The sequence below is a fragment of the Pontibacter sp. HSC-14F20 genome, from assembly GCF_019599265.1.
In the GTDB taxonomy this organism is placed as follows: Bacteria; Bacteroidota; Bacteroidia; order Cytophagales; family Hymenobacteraceae; genus Pontibacter.
Map to the genome: position 1 here is coordinate 105122 of NZ_JAHZTC010000006.1, position 11995 is coordinate 117116.

At 48.3% G+C, this 11995-nt stretch carries 12 protein-coding genes; 8 read left to right on the plus strand and 4 right to left on the minus strand.

Annotated elements, in window-relative coordinates:
- Positions 1-527: 527 nt before the first annotated feature.
- Positions 528-1322, plus strand: a complete 795-nt coding sequence (locus K3G39_RS07810; protein ID WP_220625629.1) for an IS5 family transposase — start codon at positions 528-530, stop codon at positions 1320-1322.
- A gap of 255 nt (positions 1323-1577) precedes the next feature.
- On the opposite strand, the gene K3G39_RS07815 is transcribed toward K3G39_RS07810, so the two are convergent.
- Complete coding sequence (locus K3G39_RS07815) at positions 1578-2051, minus strand: transposase (RefSeq protein ID WP_220625630.1); 474 nt, start codon at positions 2049-2051, stop codon at positions 1578-1580.
- 90 nt (positions 2052-2141) lie between these two features.
- Positions 2142-2636 (minus strand): transposase, encoded by a 495-nt coding sequence (locus K3G39_RS07820; protein ID WP_220625631.1) that lies wholly within the window; start codon positions 2634-2636, stop codon positions 2142-2144.
- A gap of 309 nt (positions 2637-2945) precedes the next feature.
- On the opposite strand from K3G39_RS07820, the gene K3G39_RS07825 reads away from it, so the two are divergent.
- Both K3G39_RS07825 and K3G39_RS07830 read left to right on the plus strand, forming a co-directional pair.
- Positions 2946-3581, plus strand: coding sequence for a bifunctional 2-polyprenyl-6-hydroxyphenol methylase/3-demethylubiquinol 3-O-methyltransferase UbiG (locus K3G39_RS07825; RefSeq protein WP_220625632.1), 636 nt, complete (start codon positions 2946-2948; stop codon positions 3579-3581).
- Positions 3582-3659: 78 nt separating this feature from the next.
- Positions 3660-4049: a hypothetical protein gene (locus K3G39_RS07830; protein WP_220625633.1), complete on the plus strand. Its 390-nt coding sequence runs from the start codon at positions 3660-3662 to the stop codon at positions 4047-4049.
- A 123-nt stretch (positions 4050-4172) separates the two neighbouring features.
- Here the strand turns inward: K3G39_RS07830 and K3G39_RS07835 are convergent, their stop codons facing one another.
- Positions 4173-5816, minus strand: coding sequence for an ABC-F family ATP-binding cassette domain-containing protein (locus K3G39_RS07835; RefSeq protein ID WP_220625634.1), 1644 nt, complete (start codon positions 5814-5816; stop codon positions 4173-4175).
- Between the two features lie 87 nt (positions 5817-5903).
- On the opposite strand from K3G39_RS07835, the gene K3G39_RS07840 reads away from it, so the two are divergent.
- From K3G39_RS07840 to K3G39_RS07860, 5 genes are all read left to right on the plus strand, one after another.
- Positions 5904-7172 (plus strand): DUF2851 family protein, encoded by a 1269-nt coding sequence (locus tag K3G39_RS07840; protein ID WP_220625635.1) that lies wholly within the window; start codon positions 5904-5906, stop codon positions 7170-7172.
- A 17-nt stretch (positions 7173-7189) separates the two neighbouring features.
- Positions 7190-8527: a hypothetical protein gene (locus tag K3G39_RS07845; RefSeq protein WP_220625636.1), complete on the plus strand. Its 1338-nt coding sequence runs from the start codon at positions 7190-7192 to the stop codon at positions 8525-8527.
- A 40-nt stretch (positions 8528-8567) separates the two neighbouring features.
- Entirely contained in the window at positions 8568-9203 is a 636-nt protein-coding gene (locus K3G39_RS07850; protein WP_220625637.1) for a NeuD/PglB/VioB family sugar acetyltransferase, read from the plus strand.
- 257 nt (positions 9204-9460) lie between these two features.
- Entirely contained in the window at positions 9461-10429 is a 969-nt protein-coding gene (locus tag K3G39_RS07855) for a rhodanese-related sulfurtransferase (protein WP_220625638.1), read from the plus strand.
- A gap of 72 nt (positions 10430-10501) precedes the next feature.
- Positions 10502-11356, plus strand: coding sequence for a nucleoside phosphorylase (locus tag K3G39_RS07860; protein WP_220625639.1), 855 nt, complete (start codon positions 10502-10504; stop codon positions 11354-11356).
- Between the two features lie 259 nt (positions 11357-11615).
- On the opposite strand, the gene K3G39_RS07865 is transcribed toward K3G39_RS07860, so the two are convergent.
- Positions 11616-11915: a hypothetical protein gene (locus tag K3G39_RS07865; RefSeq protein ID WP_220625640.1), complete on the minus strand. Its 300-nt coding sequence runs from the start codon at positions 11913-11915 to the stop codon at positions 11616-11618.
- Between the last annotated feature and the right edge of the window lie 80 nt (positions 11916-11995).

Sequence of the window (11995 nt, forward strand, 5' to 3'; positions counted from 1 at the left end):
TATTTATCTTCGCCACTGAGTATACCTGCTTATACCTGTTAACTATACTGCATTTGCAGATAAATCATTAAATTGTAATGATAGATTTTGTAGGTTATCTTGAGACAGATAATATGCTAAAACTTTATTAAGCGATTAGAACTGAATTTGCCAAAACTAAACCTTCATACATGAGGCGGATAAACGCAGGTGATTACGCTTATCTGCTAGTTGTATGTAATGAAATCAATTAGAACTATACTTTGAACCGCTTATGAAAACCAGAACTAGCTTTCCCTCCATTGTGACCATCCTTTTCTTCATATGCTTCGGGTGCGATAAAAAAGATGAAGTGACATGTATTGATGATTGTATGGAGTCATACTTGAAAAAAAATGAAATGGTCAGCTATAAAGGTGAAGAAGTAGGCTGTAAGTACTTTGTGAGTCTGTATGAGTACCAAAATAAGCAGTACTATGAGGCTGTTTTGATTTGAATGAATAAAAAAGCAGGTGCCGGTTGTTTGAGTAAGAAAAGTTAGCAGACTTATGACTTACCCAAGTAGTTTAACCGACACCCAATGGCTTTTAATAGCGGAGATATTCGAGGAGCAGATGCTGCAGCGCAAGCGCCAGTGGCCGCTTCGCAGCATTCTGGACGGCATATTCTACGTGGTCAAGGGGGGCGTTCAGTGGCGCATGATGCCGCTAGACCTGCCCTGCTGGCAGACGGCCTACTACTATTACCGTAAATGGCGGCGGGATGGTTGCTGGGAAATGCTCCACGATTGTCTCTCAAAGCAGGTCAGGGGCCGCCATGGCAAGGCGGCCTCCCCGAGCGTGGGCATCCTCGACTCGCAGAGCGTGAAGACCGTGCAGCAGGGCGGGGAGCGGGGCTATGACGCGGCCAAGCGGGTGAAGGGGCGCAAGCGGCATCTGATGGTTGACACGCTGGGCCTGTTGATCGTGCTCATCGTCCACCGGGCAGACGTTGCCGAGCGGCAGGGAGCCCAGTGGCTGCTGCGCAGGGCGGCAGCTAAGATGGCGGATTTCGGCCGTCTGAGGCTGTTCTTCGCTGACCAGGGCTACGGCGGGCTTGCCATGTGGGAGTGGGTGAAAAACACGTTCCGCCACCTGAACTGGAGGCTGGAGATTGTGAAGAAGATCCACAAGAAAGCCTTTGAAGCTTTACCTAAGCGATGGATAGTGGAACGGACCTTCGGCTGGCTCAACCTTTACCGCAGGCTGTCCAAGGACTATGAGTACTCCACCAAATCGTCTGAGACGATGATAAAAGTGGCCATGATTCACATCATGCTTAACAAACTAAATAAAGGAAATTAAAACAGCCTCTATGTGTTAGGAAATCATTGTGCTGACGTGGCAATAAATCCTACTGACTGTAGTGGCAACACCTTGTGCGGAACTGGAAATGAGAAGGTATGCAGTGAGTTTGTTGGAAAGGCAAAGTATATAGGTATAGTTGGAATTAAGCCATAAATCACCAAGCACACAACAAAACCTATAGTGCATAAACGCACCATAGGTACTGTGTCAAAAGTCAAGTTTATTTTAAGAAATTTAGGAAGAGGTTAGTCTTCAGATTGCCTCTATTCTGTGCAGCAAGGGCTTCGGTTCTTGCTGCTTTTTTATTTCAAACCTTGGGTCGTAATATTCATTCTTCTTGTATAAGCTGTACATGAGCAGCAGTAACTTCCGCTGCACGGCTACCAAAGCCACGATAGGCTTTGCTTTGTTTGGTTTAAGTCGGTTATAGAACAGCTTCAATGTCGGATTCACCCGCACAGCGGTCATGGAAGGCATGTGCAGCATGCTTCGGATATGGCTGTTGCCTTTCTTGCTTATCTTGGTGCTGCCCCTATAGGTGCCTGACTCCTTTAGTACTACGTCATAGCCTGCATAGCTGGCCAGCTGCTTTGCACTGCTGATCTCATTAAAGCCGCAGGTCTCCCCAACCACCGTTGCCGCCGAGATGAATGACACTCCTGGGATGCTCTCCAGGTAGTGTATCTTTTGGGCCAGGTGCTGATTTCCCTCGACCAGTTCCTTCATTTCCTGTTCAATCTCGAGCAGCTGTAACTCCAGAAGTTTAAGCCGCTTTGCCTGGCGCTTTATTTCTCTTGGGTTACTGTAGGCCGAGGCCTAGAAGGCGTGTAGCCGGTTCTTCTCTACGTTCTTTTCCTTTAGCAAAAAAGAGCGTTCTCTGCTCAGGGCCTTCAAGTGCCGCAGGGTCTTATCCGGAGGAGACCAGAGGGGCAGCTTCCGCTCACAGCCCAGCATGGCCAGCATCCGACTGTCCAGCGCGTCCGTCTTGGATCGCTGGCTCAGGCTTTGGGCGTAGCGCTTCACTCTGCCTGACTGCATCACGCTGATGGTGTAACCTCTCTGGTGCAGGTAGAGGGCCAGGGCTTCGTAGTACACCCCAGTCGCCTCCATCACCACCACCAGTTTCTCTTTTTGGACCTTGAGCTTGTTGAGCCATTTCTCTATTTTCTGGTAACCCTTTGCATCGTTAGTTACATCGGCACTGGCGGTAAACTCTTTTTCCAGATCTAGATTTAGGGTTCCCAGGCAGAGAGAAAGGGTGTCTTTGGCCACGTCTATTCCCAGCGCCTGCTTTAGTACTTGTAGTTCCATAGGCATGCTTTTTTAAACCTGACTTACTTTTCGCCTTTGCTCGCTTTTGATTCGATCTCGTCAAATGGATCCAGGTACTGTTCAAGCTCTAAGAAAGTCGGCAAAAGGGTAGTAATTCTATGCTACGACATCATCAATGTGTGTCTGGCCCAGCACACTTTATCCCTTCTACCTGGTTTTATAGTTATCAATAATTTATCTATCTTTTACCTATACCTAAATTAAGAAACAGCCGCTAACATACGAGCCCAGCACGTTAAGTGCACGCAAAGAGAAATATCTTCTCATTTTGAATTTATAGAAAATAGTATGGCAGAATTCTGGGAATCAAGTTTTAGAGATAAACAAACGATGTGGGGGTTTGAACCTGCAGACTCTGCCATTGCAACTCTAAACTTATTTAGAGTAAACAGGCTTCATAAAATCTTAATACCTGGGTTTGGTTACGGCCGAAATGCAAAGATCTTTACCGATGCCGGCTTCAAGGTAACAGGAATAGAGATTTCAGAAACTGCCATTGAACTTGCTCATAAGCACTATGGAGATGATGTAAAAGTACATCACGGTTCTGTTAGTGCGATGCCGTTTGACTACGAATTATACGATGGGATTTTTTGTTACGCTTTAATCCACTTGTTAAATGAAAAAGAGCGGATTAAACTGACCAGTGATTGTTACACGCAACTGAAGCCTAATGGGTATATGGTTTTTGTGGCCATTTCAAAAAATGATGCTATGTATGGGGATGGAAAAGAAGTAAGCAAGGATAGATTTGAAACGAAGCACGGTGTGAAGCTATTCTTCTATGATTCTGATGCTGTAGAAAATGAATTTGGCAAGTATGGAATAATCGAATCAAAGGAGATAGCTGAACCTGCCAAGAATATGGGAAACAGACGCTCACAAAAATTCTGGCTGATAACCTGCAGAAAGCAAGAAGAATAAAAATGCTGGTTTCTCATATTGAGTAAACGCAGACTTTGCCACCGCTTACACGAGGCCATTAGCATAAACCCCAATAATTTGAAAAAATCAAAGACTAATAACAGGCAAATCTTTTTAGAGGCTTTCTTTAGCGCTTTGGGTGCATATGAGATTCTATGGATTTTTCAGGATGAGGCCTGCATTGCTGGTACAGTTGTATATGACCCCACGAACCCCGATGAGCGGCAAGACTTTATTTGGTATATCGAAGAAGATAAAACCCCGGGTGAGGATGCAAGGATTTTACTATACCACCTGCAAGAGTATAATCTCCTGCACATGGACAAGCTCAAATTCCCGGTATCAGCCTTAGTTATTCCCGGTATTAACGCACAGGCGAAACAGAAAGCCTTCGACGAACTTACCAAAGTACAGGTAAGCACGGTAGACGAGGGGGAAGAATCAGGCTATTACCGAATACACGAATAGGTGAAACCTAAGTCAATAAGAAGTAGCTTTTGTATTAAGATCAGCCTATTTATCTTTCTGTAAAATAAAGAGGGCTATACCTGCAGGTGTAGCCCTCTTCGTACTTAGCAATATAGTCTGTTGTTACTTTGCTGCAGACCTTTCAATCTCCCGCAGGTTCTCCATTTTCTTGTTTTTGAGGAAGCCGTTGATGTCCTCGAAGTGCTCGCGTACGCGCTTGTTTCCAAACTCAAACACCTTATCAGCTAGTCCGTCGAGGAAGTCGCGGTCGTGCGATACGAGGATGATGGTGCCATCGAAAGCCTTGAGCGCATCTTTCAGGATGTCCTTGGTTTTGATATCGAGGTGGTTGGTAGGTTCGTCGAGGATGAGCAAGTTCACGGGCTGTAGCAACAGCTTGATCATGGCCAATCGGGTCTTCTCGCCTCCTGAGAGCACTTTTACCTTCTTCTCGATGGTGTCGCCGCTGAACATGAAGGCACCCAGCAAGTCCTTTACGCGTGTACGGGCATCGCCTACGGCAATCTCGTCGATGGTCTGGAAAACAGTCAGGCTTTCATCGAGCAGGGAGGCCTGGTTCTGGGCAAAGTAACCGATCATGCAGTTGTGGCCCAATTGCAGCTTGCCCTCAAAATCGATCTCGCCCATAATGGCCTTGATCATGGTGGACTTACCTTCGCCGTTTTTGCCCACAAATGCTACTTTTTCGCCCCGGTTGATGGTCATGGAAGCGTCTTTGAACACAGTGTAATCACCGTACTTTTTGGTGAGGCCATCTACTATAACCGGGTAATTGCCTGAACGCGGAGCAGGTGGGAATTTGATGTTTAGCGCAGAGGTATCCACTTCGTCCACTTCCACGATCTCCATCTTCTCCAGCATCTTTACCCGCGACTGTACCTGTAATGTTTTCGAGTAAGTACCCTTGAAGCGATCAATGAAGGTCTGGATATCAGCGATCTCTTTCTGCTGGTCCTCGAACTGCTTCTGTTGCTGCTCGCGACGCTCTTTGCGCAACTGCAGGTATTGGCTGTAAGTAACCTTGTAATCGTAAATACGACCCATCGTCACCTCAATGGTGCGGTTGGTGATGTTATCCACAAAAGTCTTATCGTGCGAGATCACGATGACAGCTTTGGCATTGTTCACCAGGAAATCTTCCAGCCATTGGATGGACTCAATGTCAAGGTGGTTGGTCGGTTCGTCGAGTAGGATGAGATCCGGCTTTTGAAGCAGAATTTTGGCCAGTTCGATGCGCATGCGCCAACCACCGCTAAACTCGCTGGTAGACCGCGTGAAATCTTCACGGCTAAAGCCAAGTCCTTTGAGCGTAACCTCTACCTCAGCGTCAAAATTGATCTCTTCGATGGAATAGTATTTTTCGCCCAGCTCCGATACCTGCTCAATGATCTTGTAGTAGTCGTCAGAGTCGTAGTCTGTGCGGGTTTCCAGTTCGGCATTGAGGGCATCCATCTGCTTTTTCATGTCGAGCACTTTGGCAAAAGCTTTGGAAGCTTCCTCGAACACGGTGCAGTTGTCTTCGGTGAGTAGGTGCTGCGGCAGGTAGGCAATCACGGCTTCTTTCGGTGCCGATACCTTGCCACGGGTCGGTTTGCTGGCACCCGCTATAATTTTGAGCAGCGTAGACTTACCTGCTCCATTTTTCCCCATGAGGGCAATGCGGTCATTTTCGTTGATGTTGAAAGAAACATTGCTGAAAAGGGCCGCACCATTGAACTCCACGCTCACCGCGTCAACTGAAATCATAATCGTTTAATTTTAAGGGGGCAAAGATACAAAAGTTTAACTCTCCAATTCTGCATTCGTAAACTTTCCCAACCACAACTAAGGCGCATGAAAGAAGAGTTCCTGCACTACATCTGGCAGCATCAGTATTTCGACAAATCGGATTTGTATACAGTAGAGGGGGAGCTGGCGCAGGTACTGCGGGTAGGTATGTACAACACCGATGCCGGACCAGACTTTAAAGAGGCCATCATTAGGGTAGGTGAGGTGGATTGGTCGGGTAGTGTGGAGATACACCTGCGCGGCTCGGACTGGCGGCGGCACCAGCATCAGCTCGACTTTAAGTATAACCAGGTGGTGCTGCATGTGGTTTGGGAAGCCGATGAACCTGTGAAGCAGACTGATGGCACGGCTATACCTACAATCGAGTTAAAAAACCGCGTAAACACGGCTCTGCTCTATACCTATGAACAATTGCGACGGGCACCTTTTGCTATACCTTGCGCCAGCTTCTGGCCACACGTCCCCGATATCACCAAAACCATGATGCTGGGTCGAACCCTGACCGAACGGCTCGAACTGAAAGGAGAAGAAGTGTTACAGGTATGTCGCCAGCTCGGCAACGACTGGGAGGCCGCCACTTTTCATGTGTTGTGCAAAGGCTTTGGCTTCAAGATCAATCAGGAGCCTTTTGAGCGGCTGGCCAGAGCACTGCCTGTGCAGGTGGTGCGGAAACATCAGCGCAACTTGTTTCAGTTAGAGGCTTTGCTGTTTGGACAGGCTGGCTTTCTGGCTGAACCTGCAGACGATTATAGTACCACATTGGCTAAAGAGTATACTTATCTGAGTCGCAAATACAGCCTGCAGGATTTGGCCATGCAGCGCCATCACTGGAATTTTCTGCGCATGCGGCCAGCCAATTTCCCGACCGTGCCGCTGGCTCAACTGGCTCTGCTGCTGCACAAGCACAAAAGCCTGTTTGCCTCCATCATCCAGACCGAGGGAGCCAGACAGTACGATGCGCTGTGGCAGACGCCGGTATCGGCTTATTGGCAAAAACATTATACCTTTGGGGCAGAGTCGAAGGCGGTGCAGGTGCAACTAGGCAAGTCCAGTGCGCAGAACCTGACCAACAATGTGGCAGCACCCTTGTTAGCAGCTTATGCTGTGCATACCGGTCAACTGGAGCATCTGGATAAAGCGGTAGACCTGCTCGAAAAGGTGAAAGAAGCCAGCAACCGCATCACGCGGCAGTACGAGGAGCTGGGCTGGAAAGCCGACTCGGCCGCCGACAATCAGGCTGCCCTCGGACTCTACAAACGCTATTGCCAGCTGGTAAACCGCCTGCGCTGCGCCATCGGCAACAAGATTATGTAGCAAAATATACCAACTTCGTGAGTATACTAATTTACGGCCTGAACCTGCTGGTGTTGGTCGGGCTGGTGTGGTGGCTTTGGAAGCAGAACTGGAATGAAAAACTACGTCCGTTCTTCTTCCCAACCCTGCTCTTTAAGCTCGCCTGCGGACTGCTAATCGGGGTGCTCAGCTTTTATGTGTATGACAAGGGCGATACGCAACTCTACTACCAACGCGCCCTCCTGATAACTGACCTGGCACGCGACCAAGGTATAGGCACCTATCTGCATTATCTTTTTTTTAATGATCCAACGGGCACACCGCTGCAAGCGCTGCAAAAGCCTTTTTATGAAAGTGCCTGGAACATGCCGCGTTTGCTGAGTGTGCCCATGCTGCTCACCAACGGTAACTATTATATCAGTTCGCTATACCTGTCGCTGTTCAGTTTTGCGGGGCTTTGTTTTTTTGTGAATGCGATTGCCCGCTATTTTGCCAACACCGCTATACCTGCCGTAGTGGCTTTTCTGCTTTTTCCGTCGGTCGTATTCTGGTCATCGGGGGTGCTTAAAGAAAGTGTAGTGCTGGGCGGGATGGGGCTGCTGCTGGGGAGTAGTCTATACCTGCTGTTTGGGAAATCCAAACCGTTGCTATACCTGCTGCTGGCTGTAGTGGGGCTATACCTGATCTGGCTCGTGAAGTACTTTGTGGCGGTGGCACTGGTGCTACTGGTAGCCCTGGCCCTGTTAGTGCGGGTGATTTTTTACAGCGCGAAACTAGCGCACATCCATTGGTTATTAAAGGGAATGGCGCTTCTGTTCTTGTTTTCAGGTATAGCCTGGCTCGGCACACAACTCAACCCCAACCTGCACCTGGAAGCCCTGCCCGATGTGGTTTATCAAAACTATCAGGTGAGCTTAATCGCATCGCAGGGCAAGCCACGCATCGATTTTCCGTTTCTGGAACCCACCTACCTGAGCTTTGCACTACACTCGCAACTGGCTTTCATCGGTATGCTGTTCCGGCCCTTTATTTGGGAGGCATACAACATTCGCACCTTTGCAGCAGCGTTTGAGAATACCTTGCTGCTGGTACTGGCCTTTGGTTTATTACGCGATCTCTTTGAGGCGGGCCGTATAAAGTGGCGCTATGGTTACCTGCTGTTAGCGGTGCTGGTATACCTGTTTGCGATGGGCGTTCTGCTGGCTTACAGCATGCCTAACCTGGGTACGCTGAGCAGGTATAGAGTGGTGGTGGTGCCTTTTGTGGTATACCTGCTGCTGCTCTGCAAAACCAACAGCGACCTGCTCAGCTACTTGTTTCTCGTTCGTCAGCATCAACCTGAGGAAGACGAACCCGCACAAATCGCTGCAGATTAGCGCTAATCTTCGTACCTTTGCACCTTATTTGACATAGGCTATGCAAAATCCGGTAATTATACTTGGTGCCCAGAAACTGGGTACGGCAGCTCTCGATATTTTCAACAGCAACAACGTGGTGGTGTACTGCTTTCTCGACGACAGCAAAGATCTGCAGCAGCAGGAACTGAACAATGTGTCGGTGATGAGCGGCACTGAAGACGGCGAATTCCTGAAACTGATTGGCAAAAAATGCGATGTGTTTGTGGCCGTAGAGGACTCAGCCGCACGCAAAGGACTTGTCAAGATGCTCAAAGACGAGTACAAAGTGGTACCTGTCAATGCGATTCATAAATTCAGCGCCGTATCAGAATTTGCCTGGTTAGGCCACGGCAACATGATTGGCGCAGGTGCGATCGTGAACAACAACGCCAAAATCGGCAACAACAACGTCATCGAATCCCGTGCGCTGGTTGATACCAAAGCCGAAATCGGGGATAATGTGCAGATTGGTGCAGGTGCCATTATCAACTCCGAAGTGGTGGTAGAAGACGGTGTCTTTATTGGTACAGGTGCTGTGATCGTGTCAGGTGTGAAAGTGGGTAAAAATGCCCGCATAGGTGCCGGCTCTGTGGTGGTAGCCAACGTGCCTGCCAAAGCCACTGTGTTCGGCAACCCGGCAGCTCCGATTAAGTAATTTTATACCTGTCCTGTTTTCCAAAACCGAACTGACCAAAGTCATTTTTGGTTAAAAAGAAAAGCAGGAAATTTGCAGAAGGTTGAAAAGTTAAAATGCAGCGACATTACACCGTAACGTCGTGCAGGGCAAGTATAAAAGCAAGCCCGTTCGTAGGGTCAGGTCGCTACCTGTACGAATCGTGCACCCAACTATTCAATATTCAACAATTGAATAATCAACAATCTATTTTAACACTTAGCTGAAACTAAGCAGTTATGAACAAGCCATACAGCATATTACTGTACTACTGCTACACACCGATAGCAGACCCTGAGGCGTTCCGGGAGGAGCACCATTTACTTTGCCTGGAGCTGAATCTGCTCGGCCGCATCATCATCTCCAAAGAGGGCCTCAACGGCACAGTTTCCGGTCTGAAAGAAGACTGCGACAAGTATATGGAAATCGTAAAAGCCGATCCACGTTTTGCTAAAGTCGACTTCAAGGTAGACGAGTCAGACAAACATGCTTTTGCCAAGTTGCATGTACGTACCAAAGCGGAAATCGTACACTCCGGCCTGCTGCACATCGACCCGAACGTTCGCACAGGTATACACCTGGAGCCGAAGGAATTCAAGGAAATGAAAGACCGCGACGATGTGGTGGTAATGGACATGCGCTCAGATTATGAGTACAGCGTGGGTCGCTTCAAAGGCGCCGTAACCCTGGACATCGAGAACTTTCGCGAGTTTCCGGAGAAGATCGATGCGCTGAAAGAAGAACTGAAAGGCAAGAAGATCCTGACCTACTGCACAGGTGGTATAAAGTGCGAAAAAGCCAGTGCTTTCTTGCTGGAGCAGGGTTTTGAGGACGTATACCAACTGCATGGCGGCATCATCAAGTATGGCAAAGAAGCCGGCGGTGAAGATTTCGAGGGCAAGTGCTACGTGTTCGATAACCGTGTGGCTGTAGAGGTGAACTCCGTAAATCCAAAAGTGATTTCAAAGTGCCACGTATGCGGCACTGTGGAAGACCGCATGGTGAACTGCGCCAACCCGGTATGCAACCTGCACGTGCCTATCTGCGAGAAATGCGGCTGGGAACTGGAAGGAGCCTGCTCTACCGAATGTAAAGAGCACCCGGAAAAACGTGCTTACGACGGCACCGGCTATTACCAAAAGAACCTGAATGGCTACAATCCATTAAAAGGATTCAACCGTCGCAAGACTTCTATCGTATCTAAGTAAGTATTCTCTAAAGCTAAGAAAAGCGTGTGCTCACCAGCCACGCTTTTCTTTGTTTTTAACACAACCAATCCTATGGCAATTCCAGCATCAGAACTAATCATCAATAAGAACGGCACCATTTACCATCTCAACCTGCAGCCGGAACACATTTCAGATACTATCATCACCGTTGGCGATCCTGACCGCGTGCCCATGGTGAGCAAGTATTTCGACGAGATCGAGGTACAGATTACCAAGCGCGAATTTGTGACGCACACCGGCTACTACAAAGGCAAACGTATCACGGTCATCTCGACAGGTATGGGCACCGACAACATCGACATTCTGATGAACGAGCTGGACGCGCTGGTAAACATCGATTTTGAGTCCCGTGAACCCAATGAAGAGAAAATAGCCCTGAAAATTGTGCGGATCGGTACCTCGGGTTCGCTGCAGTCTGATATTCCGCTGGGCAGTCACCTGGCCTCGCATTTTGGTGTAGGGTTGGATTCGCTAATGGAGTTTTATCCGCTGGAGCAGAACGAAAACGAGCAAAGCATCAGCAAAGCCCTGCAGGAGCAGCTGGGCGTAGGTTTCCGGCCTTATGTAGTGAATGGCTCTAAAAGTCTGATCGACAAGATTGCATTTGACATGATTCCGGGGAATACGCTTACCTGCCCCGGCTTTTACGCACCGCAAGGCCGTGTACTGCGCGGTGGCCTGCGCAACCCCGATCTGCTGAAGGTATACCAGGATTTTAAGGTATGTGATTTCCGACTGACCAACTTCGAAATGGAGACAGCCGGCTATTACGCGATGGGGCGCCTGTTGGGCCACGAAATGCTGTCGCTCAATGCCATCGTGGCTAATCGTATTTCGCAGGAGTTCGCGACAAATGCTGAGGAAGTGATTGATAGCCTGATTGTGAAGGTGCTGGATAGAATTTAGTTAGTTTGAGACTGATTGAGTGGAACTTGTAGGGACAGGTCGCGATCTGTCCGAATCGTGCACAGGCATTATCTGACTGAATCAGGATTCTGAGAATTAAAATGAATTTTCAGGATTAATGATGTCAGAAGCTTACCTTCCAACTGACAGAAGCATATAAAATAAGCAGCCCGCAGCGGAGTTTAACCTTCGTATGCGGGCTGTTATGTTTTCAATCTGTTTTTTCGGCAGGTATAGCGGCAGGTCAGTTGTTGTACCATTAGCTGTTCTCTATTTTTAGAATAGAATTGAGAGGGAGAAACGTACCTGACTTCAGCAGCACAAACTTATCGTCATAGCACCAAACTGTAGTCTCTACTCTTTTTACATCGCCGTCAGCGGTGCAGAACGTGATGATGGCTTTGTTGCGGTAGGCGTTACCCAAAATAGTGGCGCGGTTGGCTTCGTAATTGCGTACACTGCGGGCTACAGGGTCTTTCAGTACATCTTCGGTGCTAAAGCGAAGCATCGGGATGTGCTCTTTTTCAATCAGGTTAGGATTCCGCTCGGTTCTATTCATAGTCGTAAATTTTTAGTATTGGCAGGTATATAACCACAAAACATGCCACACTAATATTTTAGTTCTATGAAGGGGCTTAC